Below are 24,898 nucleotides of genomic sequence, written 5' to 3'. Positions count from 1 at the left end.
AACCTTTTCGACGTAACGAACGCTTTTTCAGCGAAACCGTTTTAAAGACACCCAATCCGCCATGTTCGCCACGAAGTTTTATTTTTACTTCTTTTGGTATCTCAGACCGCTGGCGGATCGAGAGGGTTGATAGTACGCGCAGGACCCCGAACACACGAGAAACCGCCAGCAAAGCCTGGCGGTTTTTTTTCGTCCCGCACTTTTCGTGCATTGCCTCAGAGCCGCATTTTCATCTAACCGATTTTTGAAGCACCGTCCGACCGACGCACGCTACGCACCCAGGATCAGGAGAAAACAACATGCCCCCGCACAACACCGACGATGTCCGTATCCGCGAACTGAAGGAGCTGACGCCGCCCGCGCACCTGATCCGCGAATTCCCGTGCTCGGAAGCCGCTTCGACGCTGATCTACGAATCGCGCCGCGCGATGCACCGCATCCTGCACGGCATGGATGACCGGCTGATCGTGATCGTCGGACCGTGCTCGATTCACGACACGAAGGCGGCGGTCGAGTACGCGAAGCGCCTCGTCGAGGAACGCAAGCGCTTCAAGAACGAACTCGAGATCGTCATGCGCGTGTACTTCGAAAAGCCGCGCACGACGGTGGGCTGGAAGGGTCTCATCAACGACCCGTTCATGGACAACAGCTTCAAGATCAACGACGGCCTGCGCACGGCGCGCGAACTGCTCGTCTCGATCAACGAACTGGGCCTGCCCGCGGGCACCGAATACCTCGACATGATCAGCCCGCAGTACATCGCCGACCTGATCTCGTGGGGCGCGATCGGCGCGCGCACGACCGAGTCGCAGGTGCACCGCGAACTGGCGTCGGGCCTCTCCTGCCCGGTCGGCTTCAAGAACGGCACGGACGGCAACGTGAAGATCGCCGTCGACGCGATCAAGGCCGCGTCGCAGCCGCACCATTTCCTCTCGGTGACGAAGGGCGGCCACTCGGCCATCGTCTCGACGGCAGGTAACGAGGACTGCCACGTGATCCTGCGCGGCGGCAAGACGCCGAACTACGATGCGGAAAGCGTGAACGCCGCGTGCGCCGACATCGGCAAGGCGGGTCTGGCCGCGCGTCTGATGATCGACGCGAGCCACGCCAACAGCTCGAAGAAGCACGAGAACCAGATTCCCGTGTGCGCCGACATCGGCCGCCAGATCGCGGCGGGCGACGAGCGCATCGTCGGCGTGATGGTGGAATCGCACCTCGTGGCGGGCCGCCAGGACCTCAAGGAAGGTTGCGAGCTCACCTATGGCCAGAGCATCACGGACGCGTGCATCGGCTGGGAAGACAGCGTGAACGTGCTCGAAGGTCTCGCGGAAAGCGTCAAGCAGCGCCGCGTCGCGCGCGGCAGCGGCAATTAAGCGGCAACGCCTTCATCGGCAAACCGCGCGCGGCGCAGGCTTCAAAGCCGCGCCGCGCGCTCCGGACGCACGGCGCCGATGCACAGATCGGCAATGCCGATCACGTTGCCGATCAGGCGTCCGCGCCGGTCGAGATGCGCCTCGGGCCGCATCGACTTCAGGCAGTTCATACCGAGCGCGCGCACGATGTTGCTCGCCGTTTCCTTGCGCGACATCACGCCCTTGCGGCACAGATACATCGCGTTGACCACCTGCGAATAGCCGTAGCGGCGTCCCGAGACGCGCCCGCCGCGCAGGCCCAGATGCACGCCGAGCAGATAGTCGCAGTACGCGAGCCGCCCGCTGCGCGCGAGGCGTCGCGAAAAATCCTTGTCCTCCAGCCAGCCGTACAGCACGAGCCGTTCGTCGAAACGCAGATCGGCGATCGCGTGCGCGCGGCACGCCATGTTGCAGCCGTAAAGCTCGTCGCACGCACGCAAGGGCGGCCGCTGGCGCGCCTCGTCGTGCGCGCCGTCGATGAGCGCGAGCGCTTCGTCCCACGTCGCCGGCTGACCTTGTGCGCCGTCGCGCAACGTGCGCCCCGACACGCCGACAAGCCCGCTATCGGCCTCGAACGCCTCGATGCATTGCGCGATCCAGTGACGCTCGGGCGCGAAGTCGTCGTCGAGAAAAATCACGATGTCGATATCGGGCGCGAGCGCGTCGAGCGCGCGATTGCGCTGCACGCTCGACCCCGCGCTGCCGATCAGCACATCGACGCGCAGACCTTCGGCGTCGTAGGGACCGAGATCGTCTTCGCAGCTCGCGGAAAGAATGATCTGCGCGGGCGGCACCGTTTGCCGCGCGAGCAGGCGCACGGCCCACGCGGTGGCGGCCGGGCGGCCCTTGGTGGCGATCACGGCGGCGACGCGCGCGCCCGTCGCAGCGGACGCACGCGCGTGCTGCGTGGTTGCGCCGTCCACGAACGAAGGTGGGGATGCATCGCCTGTGATTATCGTCATCGGTTTCTCCGCATTCGCCGGGCACACGACGGTCGCTGCGCGTGTCGTCTGCGCCACGCACATCGCGCGCACGTTCTTCCGCTTGCTCCGAGATTACCCGAGGTCGCGGTCGTCGCCGAGTCGCCAGAACGAAGTTGTCCGAAACATTCTATTCATCGGCTGAATTCAACGAAACGTTGTCGAACACAAAGCGACACACGCGTTCGCACGCGCCCATCCCGCCAATCTGCCGGTCGGTTTACGCCATTTTTCGCACTTTTTCCGTGCGTTTATCGATGCCGCATCGCCCATAGCGCGGCCTCGTGAGCGGCACGGATTCAATAGAAATTTTCGGGTTCCACTTTTGCTACGGCTCGCCTACAACATTCTGAGGATATGAAAATTTGACCGGCTGAATTCCGCTTACCCGAGACACTCGTCCCCTTTTGACCGCGTCTGCACGCTGGAGCCAGGCTGTGGAAAACAAGATCGTTTCTTCCGGGACGAGCCTCTACGCACAGGACCACGAGGCGCGCAGCGCCGTGCGCGACCGGCCGGTCGTCTTCTACGTGCAGCCGTTGATCGCGCGCTATCGCGTCGAGGTGATCGAATCGCTGAACCGCCTGTTCTGCGTGAAGGTGTTCGCGTGCTCGGAAGGCATGGAGGCGAACGGTTTTTCGCGCGAGCGGCCCGATTGCGAGGAATTCGTCGAGACGCGCATTGCGGGCCTGTCCTCGCGGCGCATCCGCATGCAAAGCCGCGTGCTCACGCGCATCGTTCTCGAACGTCCCGACGCCGTGCTGATTTTCGCCGACGTCCGCTATCTCTCGCTCTGGCTCGCGCTCATCGCGGGCCGCGCCATGCGCGTGCCGGTGCTGATCCACGGTCAGGGGCTGTATCGCCACACGCATGCGGGATTCGTGCGCACGCTCTGTTACCGGATCGCGGTCGCGCTCGCGCAGCGTTACGTCTGCTATACCGAGGCGTCGCGGCGCTCGCTCGTGCGCATCGGCTGCCCGGCGCGCAAGCTCGTGGTCGCCAACAACTCGCTCCAGGTTTCGTCGACGGTCGAGCCGAGCGCGAAAACCGGCACGGAAAACGGCGTGCTCTTCATCGGACGGCTGCGCGAGAATTCGCAGATCGAGGGCTTGATCGAGGTGATCGCGCAATTGCATCGCGAAGGCTGCGATATCGCGCTGCATGTGGTCGGCGGCGGCGAGCATGCCGCGAGTCTGCAGCGCCGCTATCGCGACCGCAGCGACGTGATCTGGTACGGCGCGCTCTACGACGACGACACCATCGCCGCCATCAGCCGCCGCTGCCGCGTGGGCTGCTATCCGGGCTCGGCGGGGCTGTCGGTCGTGCACATGTTCGCGCTCAGTCTGCCGCCCGTCGTGCACAACCGGCTGCGCCAGCACATGGGACCGGAGCCGGGCTACGTCGAAGACGGCCACACCGGTTTTCTGTTCCGGCGCGACGGCGGCGTCGCCGCGCTCGCCGCCACGCTGCGCCGCGCGTGGGCGCTGCCGCCCGATACGATGCGCGAGATGGCCACGGCCGCGCACGCGGCCTATTGCCGGCTCAACACGCCGACGCTCGGGCATCAGCTTGCGGAAATCGTCGAGGCGTCGCTGCGGGCTTGAGTGCGTCTGAGTCGCATTTGACGCACGCCGCACGCCGCGCCCGACATCGACGCGCATCGACGCGCATCGACACTCAGTGCACAAGCGTCAGCGCTTGCGCCACACGCGATACAGCATCCACCCCGCGCCCGACGCGAGGCCCAGCGTCATCGACCACGCGATGCCCATCACGCCCCAATGCTGCGTGGCGATCGGCACGCTCACCGCGAGCGTCGCGACCTGGATCAGCGAGGCCACCGTGACGGCGCGCGCATCGCCGACCGCGCGCACATACGACGCGAGCACCGAATTCAGCGCGCTGATCGCCATGTTGATGACGAAGATGCGAAACAGCGGCACCGCCGACAGCCACGCCGCGCCGAGCACGAGCGAGAACAGCGGCTCGGCCGCGAATCGCAGCACGATCACCACGACGGCGAGACCGAGCGCCGTCACGCCGAGGTAGATGCGGAACAGCCGCGCGGCCGCCTGCGCGCCGCCGCGATGATGCGCGGCGAAGGTCGGAAAGAGGTATTGCGACATGGCGATGGCGGCATCGGCGAGCAGCATCTGCGCGAGCTTCGACGACATCTGCCATGCGCCCAGTTGCGCCGGCCCGAGCAGCTTGCCGACCACCACTTTGTCGAACTGGTTGGTGATGAGGATGATCACGCTGCTCGCCCAGATCCAGCGCGAGAACCCCACGTAATGGCCGATGCCCGACCAGCGCAGCCGGATCGGCGGACGCGGCGCGAGCGTGGTCCACGTCAGCACGCTCTTGAAGGCCTCGCCGACCATCATGCCGAGCAACAGCGCGTACGGCCCCATGCCCGTGAGCGCGAGACCCACGCCGACCGTGCAATCGACGCACGCGGCGGCGATCTCGATGCCCGCGATATGCTGGAAGCGCCGCTCGCGCTGCGCAATGAAATAGGCCGGCGACGCGAGGCCGCGCAACAGCGGCAGCAGCGCCGCGAGCTGCACGAGGCCGAGCGCGCCGCCGAGATGGAATTGCGCGTCCATCAGCGGCGCGCAGGCGACCAGCAGCAGCGCGATCAGCAGGCCGCGCGTGGCGAGCGTGGTCCAGACGCTACCGGTCTGATCGCGCGTGGGCGGCGTCGGCCCCTGGATCACGGCCTGCGCAAGCCCGGTGTCGGAGAGCGCTTCGGCGATCGCGACCGCGAGCAGCGCCACGCTCGCGAGACCGATCGCGGACGGCCCGAGAATGCGCCCGATCACCAGAAATTTGACGGCCACGAGGCCGCGCACAACGACCTGCTGCAGCAACACCCACGTCGCCGCGCCGGGACCGAACCCCGCCTTGACCGGCCACGCCGGCACCCGCATCGCGCGCAATCCGCTTCTCCTTATCCGGTACTGATGCCGTACTCGCTCGTGCAATGCGCGCGTGAACGGCGCGCAGCGCCGGCCCTGGGTCTCGCGGGGCCGACCTCTGGACGTTACCGCGGCGCAAATGTCACCAGACGCCATCTGCCAGGCGGAATCGGACGCGCGATGTTGCGGCGTGTGGCGCGTACCGCATAGCGCACCCGCCCGCGCACCCACCGCTGGCTGCCAGGCATTTTCGGCCAACCCGGCCCGCATTTTGGCGCGTGGCGCACGCGCGTCGCTGCTATGGTGAAACGCACAATCCTCAGACAGGCCGACCACATGGAAACCGTGTCGATCGCCAGATACCGCCGTGACGATGCCGATGACGTCGATTCAGCCGATGCCGCCACGAGCGGCACCGCCAGCGACGGCACGACGGCCGACGGCGAGTGGATCGCGATCATCGAACCCAACTTCACGGGCCACCGCTGGCGCTACGTCGAATGGGTCGCGCAGGCCTGCGTGGAAGGCGGCCATCGCTGCCTCGTCGTCACGGACACGGCGTATGCCGAGCATCCGCTCGTCCAGCGCATCCTGCGCGAGGCGCGGCCCGATCTGCGCGTCGTGCTGCTCGATCTGCATACGGTGCCGCGCGGCCTGCAATACGCGTGCAGCGTGTACATGCGCTTTCGCGACTTCTACGCGCGCGCGCTCGCCGACATCAGCCGCACGACGCGCGTGAAACTCGTGGTCGTGCCCTACGCCGATTACTTTTTCTACACGCTCGCGGCGCTCGACACGCCCTTCGGCAAGACGCCGTGGATCGCCATCGTGATGGGCATGACCTTCCATCACGCGCAGGCCGGGCTGCGCACGCCGCGCCGTCCGTTCGTCGATCTCGTGAAGTCGATGCTGTTCCGGCGCGGTCTGCGCGCACGCGGTCTGCGCACGCTGCTCACCATCGACCCGACGCTGCCGGACTGGCTCGCGCGCATGACGCGCACGGCTGCGTCGCCCGAATCGACGTCGCACGCGAATTCGCGCCCGACTCGCCTCGCCTACGTCGCCGATCCGTTTCCGGAGATCGACGCCGTCGATCCGCAGATCGCGCGCGCGCGTCTCGGGCTCGATGCGCGTACGCGCTATCTGCTCGTGTATGGCGCGATCGGCGAGCGCAAGGGCATCCGCGAACTGATGCAGGCGCTGATGCACAAGGGCGACGCGCCCTGCCTCGTGATCGCCGGTCAGCAGGACGACGAAACGCGCGCCTTCATCAACGCGCACGCGCCGCATCTGACGCCCGCGCCGGTGATCTTCGACCGCTTCGTGCCCGACGACATGGAACGCGATCTGTTCTCCGCCTGCGACGCCGTCTGGCTCGGCTACCACAAGCACTACGGCATGAGCGGCGTGCTGGTGCAGGCGTATCGCTTCGGCAAGCCGGTGCTCGCGAGCGCCGACGGCCTGATCGGCTGGTTCTGCCGCGACGGCGCGCTCGGTCCGCTGCTCGACGATCTCGAACCCGCCACCATCGCCCACGCGATCGACACGCTCGCGCAGGGCTGGAACGCGCGCGCGCCCGGTGCGGGCATCGCGCGCATGGACGCGCATCTGCTCGCGCGCAACACGCTCGATCAGTTCAAGCACACGTTGCAGGACGCGATGGTGTGAGCGCTTTCAGGCGGGCGGAGCGAACGCGTTCAGGGGAGCGCATTCATCACGCCACGCCGCCTATCTTGCCGTCGACATCGGGCGTGCCGGAAGCCGGCGCGGTCGTGACCGGTCCCGGCGCAGTCGGCGCGGAGGCCGCGCTCGCGCGGGCCGGACGGCGGTCGGGAAACACCGCATCGCGCAGACGCAGGAACGGAAACTCGATTGCGCGCGTCGTCACATAACCGAGCACGATCGCGACGAAGAACTGCGCGCCGAGCACGACCGGCCACGCGGCCAGCGCGGGCACGTGCAGCGCCGCGAGCTTGCGGATCAGAAAGTCGCCGGGCGCGAGCGCGAGCGAATGCCAGAGGTAAATCCCATACGAATACACGCCGAGCCACGCGATTGCGCGATACAGCCATGACGCGCGCAAGCCGCCCGAATGTTCGAGCACGAGCACGAGCAGCGCGCAGAAGCCCGCGGCCTGCAGCGTGAAGCCGATGCTTTCGTCGAGCGCCACATGACGCGTCGCCAGCGTGAGCCACGCGACGAGCAGCAGCACCGCGCCCACGAGCCAGCCCTTGCGCGCGGCGATCCCGCGCCAGACCTCGGGCTTCATCCAGTAGACGGTCGCGAGCATCACGCCGAACAGCAGACTGTCGATGCGGTACTGCGTGTAATTGAACGCGGCGTCGAGATTGCCGCTCGCCACGGCGATGCTGCGCGCGCCGAGCACGAGCGTGCACAGCACGGCCATCACGCCGATCAGCGCGTTGGCGCGCAGCCGGAAATGCGCGAGCACGATCAGCAGCGCGGGCAGGAACAGATAGAAATGCTCCTCGACGGCGAGGCTCCACGTCTGCGCAATCGAGGTGCCGAAGTAGTTCTGCAGATGCGTGAGGTTCTGCCACAGGAAGGTGTCGCGCGGATGCCGCCCGGACACCACGTGAAAGAGAATCAGCGCGTAGTACGCGGGCCAGATCTTGAAGATGCGGCGCACGACGAAGCGGCGCGCGGCGATGCGTCCGTTCTGCGCGTACTGCCGCAGCAACAGGCCGCCGACCAGAAAGCCCGAGAGCGTAAAGAACAGATTGACGCCTTCGTGACCGAAGCTCTTGAGCGGATATTCGAGGATGTCGACCCACGCGTAGCCGGTGTGGACCGTATGAAAGTGAAAGCCCATCACCGCGAGGATCGCGATGCCGCGCACGAAGTCGAGTTCGATCGATCGTCCGCGCACCGCGGGCGGCGTGCCGCGCAACAGATTCATGACGCCTCCTCGCAATGGCGATCCCCGATGCGGGGTTGATTCGTTGCTTTGCTTCGCTGCTTCGCTTTCGTTAGCCAACGACGCGCCAACCGACCCGCGCCCAGTCATCCGGCGCGGCATGCTCGCCGACCCCATCTTGCGCAAGCCCGCCTGTCGGCGTGCGCCAACTTCCCGGCGTTCTCGGCCAGACGCACGGTGACAGATCGATCATTTTTTTTCAGCCGCCACAATTCTGTCCCTTCGCGCCAGCGTCATGGCAACGCGTTCGCTGCGTTTTATATTGGGGCGAAACTCCGCATGCGGCGTCGGCCGCCTGCGCAACCACGCACCGCACCGGGAGGAACGCCGATGCGCAACAAACATGCGGTCCTCTGGATCTGGCTGTGCTTCGTGCCGCTCGCCTTCGACTACAAGGCGCCCGACTCGCAGTTCGGCCACGGCGCGCAATGGCTGGCGGTGTTTCCCGCGCTGGCCGCCGCCGCCATCCTGATGATGATCGGCCCGCGCTTCACGCGCGAGTCGCGCCTGCGCTCGTTCGTGACAGTCATGCTCGCACTGAGTCTCGGCGGCAGTCTCGTCGCGCAACTGCTCCAGCACAATCCGGTCGGCAACTATCTGCGCGTGATCCTGCCGTTCCTGCTGTTCGCGCTCGGCTACTTCGCGATGTGCCGCCCATGGCATCCGGTGCGCATCGCGCAGATACAGAACGCGCTCTACTACGCGAACGTGCTGGGCCTCGTCTTCACGTTCCTGTTCGGCATGTTCGCCGTGGGCGGGCCGCTGTCCGATATCCGCTTTCGCATCGTCTCGCCGACCATGCTCGCGTTGCAGGCGATGCTGCTGCATCAGTTCATCGTCGCGCGGCGCTTCTCGGTGTGGATGGTGCTCGTGTTCCTCGCCACGCTCGTGGTCGAGCTGCTGAGCGTCACGCGCAGCCTGCTGCTCGCGACCGTGCTGCTCACCATGTTCGCCGCGTGGCTCGCCGCGCCGTCGATCGGTCATCTGATCAAATCGGCCGTGCGCACCGGCGCGGCGCTGCTGTGCGTGGTGGCGATCGCGGTGGGCACCGCGTGGCTGTTCCCGTCGATCACGAATCACTGGTCGCAGCGCATCTTCGCGGCGCAGAACTCCGACTCGGACCGCGACCCGACCACCATCACGCGCATCGCCGAAATCCGCGATCAGTACGATCAGGTGACGGCGTCGGCGGAAACGCTGCTGTTCGGCAAGGGCTACGGCCACGTCTACCGCTACTCGCCGATCTATTTCCCCTACGTGCGCGAGACCTTCAGCAAGGCCGACTACTTCGACACCAGCGACTGGGTCGCGGGCCACAACTTCTGGGTCTATCAGCTCTACGCGGAAGGCGTCGTGTTCGGCGCGTGCATGCCGATCGCGGTGCTCGCCGCGCTCGTCGCGGCCGGTTTCGCGTTCCGGCGCTGGCATCGCATCGCGCCGCGCGAGCCGCTGCTGATGCCGTTCAGCATGGCGATCCTGATGCTGGCCGCGCTGCCGGGCGCGTCGATCGGCGGCAATCCGCTCGGGCCGCGTTTCTCGGGCCTGATGTATGGCGTCGCGCTCGGTCTCGTCGTCGCGCTGTATTCGCAGCTTCATTACCGCATCGACGTGCAGCGCCGCCGCGCACAGGCCGACCCGTACTCGCATCCCCCGCAACGCCCGCGCAGGCACGAACGCACCGAGCCCGCCTTTCGTCCCCCGGCGCCCGCGCCGGCGCCGCTCACTCCCTACGCGACTCCGGAGCCCCGATGAAAATCCTGCACCTCGTGTCCACCGTCGATCCACGTTCGGGCGGTCCCATCGAAGGCGTGCGCCAGAGCGGCCTTGCGATGGCGGCCCTCGGTCATCGCATCGAAGTCGCCTCGCTCGATCCGATCGACGCGCCCTATGTGCGCGATTTTCCGCTGCCGCTTCACGCGCTCGGTCCGGCGCGCGGCCATTATGGTTACTGCCCGGCTTACGCGTCCTGGCTGCGCGAGAACGCCACGCGCTTCGACGCCGCGATCGTTCACGGTCTCTGGCAATACCACGGCTACGGCGCGTGGCGCGCGCTGCGTTCGACGCGTCTGCCCTACTACGTCTACGCGCACGGCATGCTCGATCCGTGGTTCCGCATCACCTATCCGCTCAAGCATCTGAAGAAATGGGCCTATTGGCCGTGGGCCGAATACCGTGTGCTGCGCGACGCCGCCGCCGTGATCTTCACGACCGAGGAAGAGCGCCTGCTCGCGCGCGAATCGTTCTGGCTGTATCGCGCCAACGAGCGCGTCGTGCCGTTCGGCACCCATCCGCCCGCGCTCGACGCCGGCACGCTGCGCGAGGAATTCCTGCGCGCGCACCCGCATCTGCAGAACAAGCGCATCGTGCTGTTTCTCGGCCGTCTGCATCCGAAGAAAGGTTGCGATCTGCTGGTGCACGCGTTCGCCGAACACGCGCGCGCGACGCCCGACGCCCATCTGCTGATGGCCGGCCCCGACAAGAACGACTGGCAGCCCGCGTTGCAGGCGATCGCGCAGACCCACGGCATCGCGCATCGCATCAGCTGGCCCGGCATGCTGCAAGGCAATCTCAAGTGGGGCGCGTTCCATGCGAGCGATGTGTTCGTGCTGCCCTCGCATCAGGAGAATTTCGGCGTGTCAGTGGCCGAGGCGCTCGCGTGCGGGCTGCCCGTGCTGGTGTCGGACAAGGTCAACGTGTGGCGCGACATCGAATCGGACGGCGCGGGCTTCGTCGCGCCCGATACGGTCGCGGGCACGGCCGGACTGCTGTCGGCCTGGCGCGGTCTCGACGAGCAACAGCGCGGCGTGATGCGCGCGCAGGCGCAGCGCACCTTCGAGACGCGCTATGCGATGAGCGGCATGGTGCGCTCGCTGCTCGCGCTGCTGCACGAGCATCCGTCGCATGCCGCCGCGCGTGCGCGCACGCCGCGCGCGCTGCACGTCGATGCCGCCGAGCAGCCGGAAGCGACGGCCACGTTGCGCAACTGAGTCCGTATGGCAAACAGGCCGGGTACAACACGGCAGATCACACAGATAACGATTGAACAATCACACGCGGCGCAGTCAGGCCGCATGGCGACGGAGCGGCGCAGCACGCGATGGCGTTGCGCGCCGGCCGGGGGTGAGCGATTCCTGAACTGAGGGGACAAGCCATGTCACACAGCATACCGGGTGGTTCGAGCGTGACGAGCGCCGACGCAGCGGCACTCGCAGACACACACATCAACGCCAACATGAACGCACAAGCAGACGCACACACAGAACAACAAGCACGCGCCGGGCGGCGCGCAACACGTGGATCGCGCGGCGCGCTGGGCGCGGCGGCGGCACTCGCGGCACTCGCGGCACTCGTTTCGCTGGTCGCGGGCTGCGCGTTCTCGCCGGGCATGACGGCGCCGTCGAGCGTCACGCAGGCAAAGGCCGCCACCCAGGCGGCGCAATCGGGCGGCGCGAACAACGACGCGCCGCCGCCTAACGCGCTCGTCGAGATCAACCCCGCGCTGATCGCGAAGGAACACGCCGCGCGGCCCACCGTCGTGCCCAACGACGTCGAGTCGCTGTTCGGCACGCCCAAGCCCTACACGCTCGGTCCCGGCGATGTGCTCTCCATCGTCGTCTGGGATCACCCCGAAATGAATCTGCCGACCACCTCGTCCAGCAGCAACGGGCAACAGGATCAGAGCACGAGCCAGGTGGTGTCAGGCTATACGGTCGATTCGTCGGGCACGATCCAGGTCGCGTACGTCGGGCCGATCCACGTGGCCGGGCTGACCGAACTCGACGCGCGCAATCTCGTGGCCAGCAAGCTCTCGTACTATCTGCACAATCCGCAGGTGACGCTGCGCATCGAGGCGTATCGCAGCCGCCGCGTCTACGTGGACGGCGAAGTGCGCACGCCGGGCCTGATGGTGCTCAACGACATGACGATGTCGCTGCCCGAGGCGATCAACCGCGCGGGCGGCTTCACGGCGGCGGGCGACCGCTCGCGCGTGAGCGTGACGCGCGGCAAGAAGACGGTGCTCGTGAACATTCCCGACATGATCAAGAAGGGCGTGAATCCCGACAACATCATCCTGCAGAACGGCGACCTGATCCGCGTGTTTTCGGAGAACGACAGCAAGGTGTACGTGCTGGGCGAAGTCGGGCATCCGGGCAGCATTCCGCTCGACAACGGCCGCCTCACGCTGAACGAAGCGCTCGGTAACGCGGGCGGCATCAGCCAGGGTTCCGGCGACGCCTCGCAGGTCTACGTCGTGCGCGGGCAGAAGGAAGGCCATCGCACCGTGTATCACCTCGATGCTTCATCGCCCGAATCCATGGCCACCGCCGACGAGTTCGAACTGAACCCGAGCGACGTGATCTTCGTCGACGCCTCTTCGCTCGTGAAGTGGAGCCGCGTGGTCAACCTGATCCTGCCGAGCACGCAGGCGGCCTCGGCGGGACGCGCGGTCGGGTACGGGTATTGATCGGCGCGTGGTGTTGAGCGAGCGCGCGTAGCACCGCGCGCTGCATGTAAAACGGGCCCTGTTTCAAGGGCCCGTTCTGTATTTCACGATCACTCGATCACTCGAACCGCCGGCGGATAAACCGGCACGGATTGCCGCCGTACACGCCGCCCGCCTCCAGCGAGCGGTGCACGACCGACAGCGGCGTGACGACCGCCGAGCGCCCGATGGTCACGCCCATCTGCACGACGCATTTCGACGACACCCACACGCCGTCCTCGATCACGATGGGCGCGACGCGCAGGTCCATGTTCGTGCGCATGTCGTGCGAGCCCGCGCTCAGAAACGCGCCCTGCGAGAGACACACGTTCGAGCCGACGCGGATCGGCGCCTGGTTATAGAGCCAGACGTCGACGCCGATCCAGCAGTTGTCGCCCAGTTCGAGATTCCACGGCGCCTTCACGCGCATCGGATGCACGAGCCGGCAGCCCTGTCCGATCTTCGCGCCGAACAGCCGCAGCAGACCCACGCGCAGCGCCGAGAACGGCAGCAGCCGGTTGTCGAGCACGCAGGTCTCCACGACGTACCACGCGGCCTGCACGAGCTTGCCGCGCCGCGCGACATAGTTGCCCTTGCCCGCGCGGCTCAGGTCGATCACGGGCAGATCGGCGGGCGTGGCAAACGTGGTGGACGTGGCGGACGCTTCCTGCGCGCGCAACGGCGGCGCCGCACCGCCTGCTGCGTGCGTCGCGCCGCCCGCATCGTGCCGCGCGGCGAGTCCTTCGACCAGATCAGCCATGAGCGCTCCTCGCCCGTTCGGGTCTGTGCGGGTGACGGCTCCATTATCCGGCGACGACCGGCGCGCCTCGCACGCGTGGCCGAGATGGCCGGGGTTTTGGCGCAGCGACGCGAAGCCGCGCAGGCACCATGCAAGCATGGCGCCGCACCGTTCGCGGCGCGCGGGAACCATGCTCATGACCACGCTTCGCCGACCGGGCCCACCGATTCCGCCGATTTCATCGCATGCCGCGTCGGCGAGGCGCGGCGCGGTGCGTTCGCCGGTGGCGTTCGCCGCCCGGACAACGACGCTGCTCGCCCTCTGCGCGGCGCTCGCCGCCTGGCCGTCGCCGACGCGTGCACAGGACGATGCCGCGTCCGGGGCATCGGCATCGGCGAACGGCCGGCACAGCGACTCCGACGACACCCTGACCTCCGCCGCGCGCCGCACGCGCGCCGACGCGCAACGTCTGCTCGGCAGCCCGACCGCCTCGCACAATCCGTACAGCGGCGGCGGCGCGTATAGCAGCGACGGTTCGTCGCCCGGCGCGCAGGAGAAAGCCTTGATGAGCGAGTCGCGCATGCGCATCGTGAGCCCGACCGACTTCTATACGACGGGCAGTCCGGCAGCAGGCGGCAGCGGCGGAACGCGCGCGGGCGCATCGAGCCGCGCACGCGGCGCGAGCGCGCTGAACAGCGCAAGCGGCAGCCGCAGCAGCACGCACAGCCGCCTCGCGCGCGCCGCGTCGCCCGACGCGGCATCGAGCGCCCAAGGCGGCGCGTGGGGCGCCTACGACTGGGGCGCGAGCACGACTTCGCCGAGCGCGAAGATCTACGGCAATCCGTACGGATCGCAGCGCGCGGCCGCCGCGCAGCTCTATCGCTCGCCGTGGTGAGGCGCGGCGTCGCGATACTTCGAACCCGCTTCTGAATGGCAGCGGCATCCTGCTTAATCGGCGCAAACGCCACTGCACACTCACGCGTCGCGATGCTCGACCTCGCTCAGCGCCGCGCCCTTCGCCTCGGCCCGCTCCTGCGCCGAGGCCTGTGCCGACGCCTGCGCCGCCACCACCGCTTCCTCGCCCACGATCGCGCCGACGAGTCCCGCCAGCCGCGCTTCCAGCGCGCCGATGATCGCGTGCGGCGACAGCATGCGCTGCGCGTAATGCCGCGCGGCCTGCCCGAGCGTCGCGCGCCGCGCCGGATCGGCGGCCAGCGCGACGATGGCCGATGCGAGCGCCGCGCCGTCTTCCGGCGGCACGACGATGCCCGTTTCCGCCACCACATCCGCGAGACTCGTGCCGGGCCGCGCCATCGCCACCACCGCGCGCCCGCTCGCGAGCATGCCGGTCAGCTTCGACGGCATCACGAGATCGGCGGCATCGTTACGCTGCGGCAGCACGTGAATGTCGGCGACGTTGAGCAGTTCGTTGAGCATCGCCGTCGGCTGCAAGGGCAGCACGTGGCAGTTCGGCAGCGGCGCACAACGCGCTTCGAGATCGGCTTTGCCCGCGCCGTCGCCGCAGAACACGAAGCTGATGTCGGGCCGCGCCGCGAGCGCCGCCGCGACATCCGCGAGAATCTCGATGCCCTGCTTCGCGCCCATGCTGCCCGAGTACAGCACGACCGTGTGATCGAGCGGAATGCCGAGCTTCGCGCGATAGACGCTCGGCTGCGGCAGCGGAAAGATCGCGTGCGTGTCGACCCAGTTCGGCAGCGACACGGCGCGCGCGGGCTCCACGCCCTTGTCGACGGCGCGCTCGACCATGCGCGGCGAAATCGACGACACCACGTCGAAGCGGCGCAGCACCGCGCGCTCGAACGCGCGCGCGAGATTGGCGACGCGCGAGCCCGCGCCGCCTTGCAGCAGCCCGAGATCGAACGCGGCATCGACTTCGAAATCCTGAATATGCAGCCAGGTTTTCGCGCCGATCAAGCGCGCCACCGTGAGCAGACCGGGCGCGCAAAAGAGCGTCGGCGCGATCAGCATCGCCGCCTGCGGACGCCAGCGCGCCTCGCGCACGAGCACCGGCAGCGACATCAGCGCGAAGCTCGCCAGATGCACGATGCGCTTGAGTCCGCCCGGCTTCGACGGCACCCACAGCGGCGCGCGCGACACCGGCACGCCGTGCCAGCTTTCGCGCCGGTAGCGCCACGCGCGATAGCCGTCCTGCACGCGCCATTGCGGGTAATACGGCGGCGCGCAGACCACGCGCACGTCGTGGCCGCGCGCCACGAGCTGGTCGACCATCTCGGCCGTGTACTTGCCCACGCCCGCGACTTCGGGCGCGAAGTTCAGTCCGTAGATCAGGATTCTCATCGGCTCGTGCCTGGTTCGTGTTCTGTCGCGATGTTCGCGATGTTGCGCGTTGCGTCGCGATGTATCGATTGCAAACAGCGCGCGCCGGCGCACCCGCGCGGCGCGAGGACGGACCGGAAAAAAAAGCGGGCGCCATTCGCCGGTCCGCACAGGACGCCCGCCGCCAACAACAACCGAATCCCGGTCAGGCTTGCGCGTGCGCTTCGAGCACCGGCGCGCCGTGCGTATGCAGAAAATCGCCGTAGGTGCGCGCGAGCCCTTCTTCGAGCCCGATATGCGCGCGCCAACCGAGTCCGCCGAGGCGCGACACGTCGAGCAGCTTGCGCGGCGTGCCGTCGGGCTTGCTGGTGTCGAACACCAGTTCGCCCTCGAAGCCCACCGTCTCGCAGACGCGCTCGGCCAGTTCGCGAATCGACAGATCCTCGCCGACGCCCACGTTGTAGACGCCGTCGCCGGTCTCGTGTTCGAGCACGAAGATCGTCGCGTCCGCGAGGTCGTCGACGTGCAGGAACTCGCGCCGCGGCGTGCCCGAGCCCCACACGGTCAGCGACGCCGCGCCGGATGCGCGCGCCTCGTGCGCCTTGCGGATCAGCGCGGGCAGCACGTGGCTGCTGCCGAGGTCGTAGTTGTCGTTGGGGCCGTACAGATTGGTCGGCATCAGCGAGACATAGTGCGTGCCGTACTGGCGGTTATACGCCTCGCAAAGCTTGAGGCCCGCGATCTTCGCGATCGCGTAGGCCTCGTTGGTCGGTTCGAGCGGCGACGTGAGCAGATAGGTTTCGCGGATCGGCTGCGGGCATTCGCGCGGATAGATGCACGACGAGCCGAAGAACACCAGCCGCTCCACGCCCGTTTGATACGCCGCGCGAATCACGTTGGTTTCAATCGCGAGATTGTCGTAGGCGAATTGCGCGGGCTGCGTCGAGTTCGCGAGAATGCCGCCGACTTTCGCGGCCGCGAGCAGCACCGCGTCGATCTGCGCGGTGTCGAAGAACGCGTCGACGGCCGACTGATCGGTGAGGTCGAGTTCCGCGCGCGTGCGCGTAACGAGGTTGCGGTAGCCGCGCGCCTGCAACGCGCGCACCAGCGCCGAACCCACCATGCCGCGATGGCCGGCCACGAAGATGCGGGAGTTCGTGTCCATGCCCGTCACTCGTGATGTTCGAGCGCGCGGAAGCCCGCGAGCGTGACGAGCGCGTCGCGCCGCGCGATCTGGTAGTCGGAGCGCACCATTTCCTTGACGAGCGAATGGAACGACGTGGTTGGACGCCAGCCGAGCTTTTCCTGCGCCTTGGTGGCGTCGCCGAGCAGCGTCTCCACTTCGGTCGGCCGGAAATAACGCGGATCGACGCGCACGATCACATTGCCCGGTTCGAGGCGCGTCTCGCGTCCTTCCACGTGCTCGACGATGCCCACTTCATCGACGCCATTGCCTTCGAAACGCACCGTCACGCCGAGTTCTTCCGCCGCCGTGCGCACGAAGTCGCGCACGCTGTACTGCACGCCGGTCGCGATCACGAAATCTTCCGGATGATCCTGCTGGAGCATGCGCCATTGCATATCGACGTAATCGCGCGCATGGCCCCAGTCGCGCATCGCCGACAGATTGCCCAGATACAGCTCTTTTTGCAGCCCGACCGCGATACGCGCGATCGCACGCGTGATCTTGCGCGTGACGAACGTCTCGCCGCGCTGCGGCGACTCGTGGTTGAACAGAATGCCGTTGCACGCGTAGATGCCGTGCGCTTCGCGATAGTTCACCGTGGTCCAGTATGCGAACAGCTTCGCAACCGCATACGGGCTGCGCGGATAGAACGGCGTGGTCTCGCGCTGCGGCACTTCCTGCACGAGCCCGTAGAGTTCCGAGGTCGAGGCCTGATAGAAACGCGTCTTCTGCGTGAGGCCGAGAATGCGGATCGCTTCGAGAATGCGCAGCGTGCCGAGGCCGTCGGCGTTCGCCGTGTACTCGGGTTCCTCGAACGACACCGCCACATGGCTTTGCGCCGCGAGGTTGTAGATCTCGTCGGGCGCGACGCGCTGGATCACGCGCAAGAGCGCCGTCGAATCGGTGAGTTCGCCGTGATGCAGTTGAATGCCCTGCTCCGGGTCGTGCACGTCGCGATACAGATGATCGATCCGATCGGTGTTGAACAGCGACGAGCGGCGCTTGATGCCGTGCACCTCGTAGCCCTTGCTCAACAGCAGTTCTGCCAGATACGACCCGTCCTGACCGGTGATGCCGGTGATCAACGCAACCTTCCGAGCCATCGTTCTCTCCTCGCGTCAAAGCGAAATGGATTGTTCGGCGCGCCGGCCGCCCGCATGCGGGCCGAGGCGCCGCTCACTTACCCTGCGATGCTTTCGTAACCGTAGTAGCCGCCGCGATAGCCGCCGCCGACGAATGCGCCCGTCTGCGGCACGTCCGTGAGCAGCACGCCGCACAGATTCACGCCGCCGTTGCGCAGCCGCTTGGCCGTCTCTTCCAGTTCGGAGAGCGGATGGCGGCCGTGCCGGATCGCGAGGAGCGTCGTGCCCGCATAACGCCCGATCACTGTCGAGTCGGTCACCGCGAGCACCGGCGGCGTATCGACGATCACGAGGTCGTACTTCGACTTCAGTTCTTCGAGCAGCCTTTCGAAACGCGCGCTCATCAGCAGCTCGGACGGATGCGCGTGCAGCGAGCCTTTTGCGAGCACGTCGAGACCCGGCAGCACTTCGCGCTGGATCGCCGCGTTCAGGTCGGCGCCGAGCAGCACATCGGAAAGGCCGGGCTGATGCGCGATGCCGAAGTGCGAGTGCACGTCGCCGCGCCGCATGTCGCCGTCGACGATCAACACGCGCTTGTTCACCGACGCGACCAGCGCCGCGAGATTGACCGAGAGGAACGATTTGCCGATGTCGGGCCGCGAGCCGGTGAGCATCACGATGTTGTTGCTCGCCTCGTTCAGCGACAGTTGCAGCGTGGTGCGCAGGCTGCGCACGCCTTCGACCGCGATGTCCTGCGGCGACTGCTGCGCGAGCACGTGCAGGCCGCGCCGGCGCGTCGCGACGTGATGTTGCAGACGCAGCTGCTTGTGGCTGCGCGGCACCACCGCGAAGACCGGCACGCCAAGCGCCGCTTCGAGTTCGTCGGGGCGCTCCACGCCGCCGTACAGCGACTTGCGCATGAAGGCGATCAGGATGCCCAGCACGATGCCCGCGCCGATCGACAGCACGATCACGAGCAGACGCTTCGGACGCACGGGATCGTCGGGCGCTTCCGCGAAGTCGACCACGCGCACGTCGCCGACCTGACCCGCCTTCGCCACGCGCAATTGCTGCGCGCTGTTCAGCAGGTTCGTGTAGAGCTCGGTATTCACGTGCACGTCGCGCAGCAGACGCACGGCCGCCTGTTCGGTATCGGGCAGACTCTTCACCTTGCCTTGCAGCGTGGCCTGCGAGCTGGCGAGCGCGGCGATCTGCGCATCGAGCGCGGCCACGGCCGGATGATGCTCGGTGAAGCGCTGCGCGAGTTCGGCGCGTTGCTGTTGCAGATCTTCGAGGCGTGTCTTGTTGTCCACGACCTGCTGAAGCAGCAGACGGCTTTCCTCGCCGAGATCGACGGTGCCGTGCTGGTTGCGGAAGTTGTTGTACTTCTGCTCGGCGTCGTCGAGCTGCTTGCGCAGTTGCGGCAACTGTTCGTCGAGGAACGCGAGCATATGCTCGGCTTCGGCCGAGCGGCTCTGCACGTCCTGGCGGATGAACTCGCGCGCCATGTTGTTGAGGATGTCGGCCGTGAGCTTGCTGTTGTGGCCTTCGAGGCTCGCGCGGATCACGCCCGACTGCAGCCCCACTTCGGACACGTCGAGCGCGCGTTGCAGGCGCTCGACGGTGGTGAGCGTGGAGGCGCGCGTGAGCGTGAACGGCGTGCCCGCGGGGCCGCTCAGGCTGTCGACGTGCAGCGAGATCGGACCGTCGGCCGTGTTGGCCGTCACGTCCTCGCCCACGCGGCCCTGCAGCAGCGCCGCGCCTTCGGCGTCGCGCAGCACGTACGCGCCGTCCTCGCCCGCGATCAGCGTGAAGTCCTGATCGTAGAGCGCGTCGGGCGTGTCGAAGCGCGACACCGCGATCGCGCCGCGTCCCCACGCGTAATTATTCGAGCGCAGGAACGACGGCAGCCGGATGCCCCAACTGCCGTTCTCCAAGCCCGCCAGCATGCCGCCGAGCACGGGCATTTCGCGCGGCCGCGCCGCGATGTCGAGGTGCAGCCGGTTCACGGTTTCCTGCGTGACGAGCCGCGACTTCAGCATCTCGATCTCGCCGTTGGCCGAAGTCTTTTCGTCGAACATGCCGTTGATCGGCGGCAGGCCCGGATCTTTCTTGCTGCTGTCCGTCTTGTCGACGAGATGGAACATCACGTCGGCGCGATACGTGGGCGTCGCGAGAAACGCGTAAGCCGCGCCCAGCAGCGTGACGGCGAACGTCACGACCACGATGGTGCGCCAGTTCGCGACGATCGTTTGCAGGTAGTCGCCCAGATACCGCTCTTCGGTGCTCACGGCGTAGCCGCCGTCAACATAGTTCATCGCCATCTTCCGTCTCCCGAGATCCGGTGAAGCCCATGCGCCGCACGTCGTCCGCGTGCGTTGCATGCGGGAGCCGCGCGGGGACCGGACCGCGCGGCTCCAGGGCCCGAGCGCTCAATACGCGTTCGGGCTGAACAGTCCGTGCGCAATCGTCGCCGCGATGATGCGCATGTCGAGCCAGAACGACCAGTGGCCCAGGTAGTAGAGATCGTGCGCCACGCGCAGCTCCATTTTTTCGAGCCGGTCGGTTTCGCCGCGAAAGCCGTTGACCTGCGCCCAGCCGGTGATGCCGGGCTTGATGCGGTAACGGTGGATGTAGCCCGTCACCACGCGCTGGTAGAGATCGTCGTGTTCGAGCGCGTGCGGACGCGGGCCGACCACCGACATGTCGCCGCGCAGCACGTTGTAGAACTGCGGCAGTTCGTCGAGACTCGTGCGGCGCAGGAACGCACCCACGCGCGTCACGCGGCGGTCGCCGCGCGTGGCCTGGCTGAGCGTGCCGGCCGCCTCGCTGTGCACGCGCATCGTGCGGAACTTGTAGATCGTGAACACGCGCCCGTCCGCGCCTTTGCGCCGCTGCTTGAACAGCACCGGTCCCGGCGACGAAATCTTCACCGCCAGCGCAATGCCGAACAGCACCGGCATCAGGCTCACGAGCGCGCACGTTGCGAACACGCGGTCGAACACGGCCTTCTTGAACTGCGCGCTCGCGGGCAGCGGCGAGGCCACCAGATTGATCGCGGGCACGCCGAGCAGTTCGATCACGCTGCTGGTGTCGAACAGCGCGAGCGAACGCACATCCGGAATGAAGCGGATGTTCACGAGATCGTTGCGAAACTCGGTGACGAGACGCACCACCGTGCGCTCCTCGGCGAGCGAGAGTGCGAGCCACAATTCATGCACATCGTGCTCGCGGATGAACTGCGCGAAGCCCTCGATGGTGTCGCACAAGGCGGCGCCGGTGCCGTTGCGCGGCGGCGTGTCGGGCACGGTGTTGTAGAGCGCCGTGGCGCGAAAGCCCGAGCCGGGTTCCGAATCGATGCGCCGCACGATCTCGTCGCATTGCGCCGCCGATCCCGCAATCGCCACCTGATGCAGATTCATGCCCGCGCGCCGCACGTGCGAGAGCACGCCATGCGCGATCACGCGCCACGCGATCAGCAGCCCGGCCGCCACCGCGGTCCAGTACGCGAACCACAGCCGCGACACCGCATCGACGTGATGCATGGTCGAGTACATGGCGATCAGCGCGCAGCCCTGCACGACGATCCACGCGAGCGCCACCTGGCCCGCCATCAGCGCCTTCGAGCGGCCGCGCCACGACTGATACAGTTCGAACGCCGGAAAGATCACGAGCACGAACGCCGCCGCCAGCAACACAAAAGCCTCGTTCATGCCGCGCGGCGCGAGATCGTCGAAACGGATCTGCGCCGCCACGCTCGCGCCGACGAATACCGCCGTCACGTCCAGCACTCTCGCCATCAGATTTTGAAGCTCGCGCATGTCGGTCACCTTGCCGATCGTGCCGGGCCGCTCAATTGCAGCGTCCGTAAGTGTCGTCGAAACGGACGATGTCGTCTTCGCCCAGATACGCGCCGGACTGCACCTCGATGATCTCGAGCGGCACCTTGCCGGGATTCTCGAGCCGATGGCGCGTGCCCAGCGGAATGTAGGTCGATTCGTTTTCGCTCAACAGGAAGGATTCCTCACCACGCGTGACGAGCGCGGTGCCGCGCACGACCGTCCAGTGTTCGGCGCGATGATGATGCAGTTGCAGCGAGAGCCGCGCGCCCGGCGTCACGACGATGCGCTTGACCTGAAAGCGCTCGCCATGATCGATCGAGTCGTAGAAGCCCCACGGGCGCTGCACCTTGCGGTGCGCGTCGGCTTCGGGCGCGTGCTGCGCCTTGATGCGCGCGACGAGCCCCTTCACGTCCTGCACTTTCGAGCGGTCGACCACGAGCACCGCGTCGGCGGTTTCGACCACCACGAGATTGGTCGTGCCCACGCACGCCACGAGCCGCCCTTCCGAATGCGCGTAGCTCGCCACGGCGCCTTCGAAGATCACGCGCCCGCGGCCCACGTTGCCCGCTTCGTCCTTGTCCATCGCGGCCCACACTGCGTCCCACGAGCCGAGGTCGGACCAGCCCGCGTCGAGCGCGACCACCACGCCTTCGGGCGCCCAGCCGTTGCTGCCGGACAGACGCTCCATCACCGCATAGTCGATCGAGTCGGCGGGCGTGCCCGCGAAGGCTTGCGCGGACGGACGGAACACGTCGCCGTCCTGCTGGCCGCCGACGAAGGACGCGAGACACGCCGCGTGCATGTCAGGCTGCAACGCGCGCAGCGCTTCGAGCCACACGCTCGCGCGCATCACGAAGATGCCGCTGTTCCACCAGTAGCCGCCTTGCGCCACGTATTGCGTGGCGAGTTCCGGCGCGGGCTTTTCGACGAAGCCGTCGATTCGATGCGCGCCCGCTTCGAGCGCCTCGCCGATGCGGATGTAGCCGAAGCCCGTTTCCGGCGAACGCGGCGGCACGCCGAGCGTGACGATGGCGCCGCGCTGCGCGTGGCGCGCGGCGCATTCGAGCGCGCGCTGCAAGGCCTTGACGTCGGCGATCGCGTGATCGGACGGCATCACGACGAGAATCGCATCGTCGCCGTTGGCGCTCGCGAGCGCGGCGCCGAGCGTGAGCGCGGGCGCAGTGTCGCGACGCGCGGGCTCGACGACGAGCCGCGCATCCATGCCGCACGCGTGCAACTGATCGGAGATCACGAATCGATGCGCCTCGCCGCACACCACGATCGGTGCGCCCGCGACCTGCCATTCGGGCGCGAAGCCGTCGAGACGATGCACGGTGGCCTGCAGCAGCGTGTCGCTGCCGACCACGCCGATCAACTGTTTCGGAAAGTGTTCGCGCGACATCGGCCACAAGCGCGTGCCCGAACCGCCGGCCAGCACGACGGGCACGATGCGCGTGCACGCGGTGTCCTCCGAGCGCGACGCTTGCGACATCGGCGTATCGGCCGTCGACGAAACCGGCGGCGACGACATCGGCTGCATCGGCGGCAAGGGAGCTTGAACCGTGGCCTGCTGAATCCCTGATCTTTGCATCATGTTCGGACTCCTGCATATCGGGCGGGATCGCCGTGTCTCGCGACAAGCGACCCGAAACCGCGAACAAGCGGCGGCAAAACGATATAGGCGATGGACGGCCGCGTCGGCGTGCGGGCAGGCGGCTATCGGACCTCTGGCTTGTGGCTCGGCCGCCGGGCGGCCGGCTCATGCGCCGCCGCGCCATACCGCGCAACCTCGCGCGGCATGCCGTCGAGCGGCCGCGAGGTTCATCCGCCGGCTTCCCGGCGGCTCTGCTCGCGATATTCGGAAGGTGAAATCATCATGCGTTTGCGGAAGATTTTCGCGAGACGGTCGCCGTTGCCCATGCCGGTACGGCGCGCGATCTTGTCGACCGGCAACTCCGAATCGGTGAGCAGACTGCAGGTGATCGCCAGCCGCGCATGCAATAGATAGTCCGATGGCGTGATGCCCATCTCCAGCTTGAAACGGCGCAGAAAATTACGCTCGCTCATCGCCGCAACCTGCGCGGCGTCGGCGATCGAAATGGTCCGCTGGCAGTTTTCCTGCAACCAGCGCGCGGCCGCCCTCACCTTGTCGGCGGGCGCGCTGCCGAGCGCATCGCCGAGAAACGGCAAGAGGTTGCCGCCCGAATCGGGGATCAGGCGCTCCGTCACGGCGCGCGCGACATCCACGCCGAGATCGCGTTTGACGAGCGTCAGCGCACTCTTCATCGACTCGAGCCGGTCGCCGGCGTCGCCGCCTGCGTCCTCACGCGTGTTCTGCATCGCGTAAGAGCCGAACTCGCGCTGCGTGCGCTGACCACACAGATTCGCGGCTTCGAGCAACGAACGCCCTTCACCGATCGGCCGGATGGTGGCGGTGTTCGCATGCACGTGACGCAGCCACGCAATCAGGCGTTCATCGTTGGCCGCGGCGAACGCGCCCTTCCCGCCCGCAACGAACAGCGCGTCGAAGCCGACGTAGTGGCGCGCATCGAGACCATCCGTCCAGACGCGTACCGACGACGAGCAGGTGACGTTGCCGCCATCTGCGGAAAGAATGCTGACATCGTAAGGCGAGCGCCTGGCGGTATCGGACGACAATTCATTGGCGACATGAAACACTTCCGCCACGATACCGGCACCAAGCAACGAACAGCCATCGAAAAGCAGTATTGCGATATGACGCACTTCACGACTCACACCCGCGGTAACGAAATGCGGATGAGCAAACGACGGCAAATCCAGACTTGCGTATGCCATGCTTTTCCCCTAAACAGCCCCCGTCCTAGTGAAAAGTCCTGGTAATAGCATTCCGTGTGCAGTGCATCATAGGCAGATAAAAAATCGCGCAACGACGACTGACCGAAAGTGGCGAGACATTGGCGCATTTAGTCCGGTCGCGGACCGATTTGAAGCATGCACATTACGGCTTTTATCGGAAACAATCCGCCCCGGCGGGAAAT

The 24,898-nt window shown here is 67.0% G+C and carries 18 protein-coding genes; 7 read left to right on the top strand and 11 right to left on the bottom strand.

Annotation, left to right across the window (positions count from 1 at the left end; translation table 11 throughout):
* Positions 1-299: 299 nt before the first annotated feature.
* Entirely contained in the window at positions 300-1,373 is a 1,074-nt protein-coding gene (gene aroG, locus SB764_RS18650; RefSeq protein ID WP_065057150.1) for a 3-deoxy-7-phosphoheptulonate synthase AroG, read from the top strand.
* A 41-nt stretch (positions 1,374-1,414) separates the two neighbouring features.
* On the opposite strand, the gene SB764_RS18645 is transcribed toward aroG, so the two are convergent.
* On the bottom strand, positions 1,415-2,374 hold the full coding sequence (locus tag SB764_RS18645; protein WP_321854899.1) for a glycosyltransferase: 960 nt from the start codon (positions 2,372-2,374) through the stop codon (positions 1,415-1,417).
* A gap of 455 nt (positions 2,375-2,829) precedes the next feature.
* Here SB764_RS18645 and SB764_RS18640 point away from each other — a divergent pair, with 455 nt between their 5' ends.
* A complete protein-coding gene (locus tag SB764_RS18640; RefSeq protein ID WP_237181321.1) occupies positions 2,830-3,996 on the top strand; it encodes a glycosyltransferase in 1,167 nt (388 codons plus the stop codon).
* 87 nt (positions 3,997-4,083) lie between these two features.
* On the opposite strand, the gene SB764_RS18635 is transcribed toward SB764_RS18640, so the two are convergent.
* A complete protein-coding gene (locus tag SB764_RS18635) occupies positions 4,084-5,331 on the bottom strand; it encodes an oligosaccharide flippase family protein (protein ID WP_065065072.1) in 1,248 nt (415 codons plus the stop codon).
* Between the two features lie 315 nt (positions 5,332-5,646).
* Between SB764_RS18635 and SB764_RS18630 the strand changes: the two genes are divergently transcribed.
* Positions 5,647-6,978 (top strand): glycosyltransferase, encoded by a 1,332-nt coding sequence (locus tag SB764_RS18630; protein ID WP_110325475.1) that lies wholly within the window; start codon positions 5,647-5,649, stop codon positions 6,976-6,978.
* A 46-nt stretch (positions 6,979-7,024) separates the two neighbouring features.
* Here SB764_RS18630 and SB764_RS18625 read toward each other — a convergent pair whose 3' ends face one another.
* Positions 7,025-8,230 (bottom strand): acyltransferase family protein, encoded by a 1,206-nt coding sequence (locus tag SB764_RS18625; protein ID WP_410864289.1) that lies wholly within the window; start codon positions 8,228-8,230, stop codon positions 7,025-7,027.
* A gap of 348 nt (positions 8,231-8,578) precedes the next feature.
* On the opposite strand from SB764_RS18625, the gene SB764_RS18620 reads away from it, so the two are divergent.
* The 3 genes from SB764_RS18620 to SB764_RS18610 all read left to right on the top strand — a co-directional run bounded on the left by SB764_RS18620 (position 8,579) and on the right by SB764_RS18610 (position 12,713).
* A complete protein-coding gene (locus SB764_RS18620) occupies positions 8,579-10,000 on the top strand; it encodes a sulfite exporter TauE/SafE family protein (protein ID WP_065065073.1) in 1,422 nt (473 codons plus the stop codon).
* Positions 9,997-11,235, top strand: coding sequence for a glycosyltransferase (locus tag SB764_RS18615; RefSeq protein ID WP_065065074.1), 1,239 nt, complete (start codon positions 9,997-9,999; stop codon positions 11,233-11,235). The genes SB764_RS18620 and SB764_RS18615 overlap by 4 nt, the downstream gene beginning before the upstream one ends.
* Before the next feature lie 164 nt (positions 11,236-11,399).
* Positions 11,400-12,713 carry a polysaccharide biosynthesis/export family protein gene (locus tag SB764_RS18610; RefSeq protein ID WP_321905396.1) on the top strand — a complete coding sequence of 438 codons (1,314 nt, stop codon included), beginning with the start codon at positions 11,400-11,402 and terminating at the stop codon, positions 12,711-12,713.
* Positions 12,714-12,810: 97 nt separating this feature from the next.
* On the opposite strand, the gene SB764_RS18605 is transcribed toward SB764_RS18610, so the two are convergent.
* Positions 12,811-13,491, bottom strand: coding sequence for a DapH/DapD/GlmU-related protein (locus SB764_RS18605; protein ID WP_237181319.1), 681 nt, complete (start codon positions 13,489-13,491; stop codon positions 12,811-12,813).
* Positions 13,492-13,666: 175 nt separating this feature from the next.
* Between SB764_RS18605 and SB764_RS18600 the strand changes: the two genes are divergently transcribed.
* On the top strand, positions 13,667-14,365 hold the full coding sequence (locus SB764_RS18600; RefSeq protein WP_176080384.1) for a hypothetical protein: 699 nt from the start codon (positions 13,667-13,669) through the stop codon (positions 14,363-14,365).
* Between the two features lie 80 nt (positions 14,366-14,445).
* Here SB764_RS18600 and SB764_RS18595 read toward each other — a convergent pair whose 3' ends face one another.
* The 7 genes from SB764_RS18595 to SB764_RS18565 all read right to left on the bottom strand — a co-directional run bounded on the left by SB764_RS18595 (position 14,446) and on the right by SB764_RS18565 (position 24,695).
* The gene (locus SB764_RS18595; RefSeq protein WP_065065076.1) at positions 14,446-15,789 is read right to left on the bottom strand and encodes a glycosyltransferase WbuB; all 1,344 of its coding nucleotides are present in this window, start codon (positions 15,787-15,789) and stop codon (positions 14,446-14,448) included.
* A 184-nt stretch (positions 15,790-15,973) separates the two neighbouring features.
* Entirely contained in the window at positions 15,974-16,933 is a 960-nt protein-coding gene (locus tag SB764_RS18590) for a GDP-L-fucose synthase family protein (protein ID WP_065065077.1), read from the bottom strand.
* Between the two features lie 5 nt (positions 16,934-16,938).
* Entirely contained in the window at positions 16,939-18,057 is a 1,119-nt protein-coding gene (gmd, locus tag SB764_RS18585) for a GDP-mannose 4,6-dehydratase (protein WP_065065078.1), read from the bottom strand.
* Between the two features lie 77 nt (positions 18,058-18,134).
* Positions 18,135-20,360, bottom strand: a complete 2,226-nt coding sequence (locus SB764_RS18580) for a polysaccharide biosynthesis tyrosine autokinase (RefSeq protein WP_321852830.1) — start codon at positions 20,358-20,360, stop codon at positions 18,135-18,137.
* Between the two features lie 108 nt (positions 20,361-20,468).
* A complete protein-coding gene (locus SB764_RS18575; protein ID WP_410864285.1) occupies positions 20,469-21,857 on the bottom strand; it encodes an undecaprenyl-phosphate glucose phosphotransferase in 1,389 nt (462 codons plus the stop codon).
* A gap of 31 nt (positions 21,858-21,888) precedes the next feature.
* Positions 21,889-23,370, bottom strand: a complete 1,482-nt coding sequence (locus SB764_RS18570; RefSeq protein ID WP_074981754.1) for a mannose-1-phosphate guanylyltransferase/mannose-6-phosphate isomerase — start codon at positions 23,368-23,370, stop codon at positions 21,889-21,891.
* A 329-nt stretch (positions 23,371-23,699) separates the two neighbouring features.
* A complete protein-coding gene (locus SB764_RS18565) occupies positions 23,700-24,695 on the bottom strand; it encodes a GlxA family transcriptional regulator (protein ID WP_410864283.1) in 996 nt (331 codons plus the stop codon).
* Positions 24,696-24,898 lie beyond the last annotated feature (203 nt).

It is taken from the genome of Paraburkholderia sp. SIMBA_027 (assembly GCF_046535315.1).
Classification (GTDB): domain Bacteria; phylum Pseudomonadota; class Gammaproteobacteria; order Burkholderiales; family Burkholderiaceae; genus Paraburkholderia; species Paraburkholderia tropica.
This window is presented reverse-complemented; position numbering and strand designations above follow the sequence as displayed.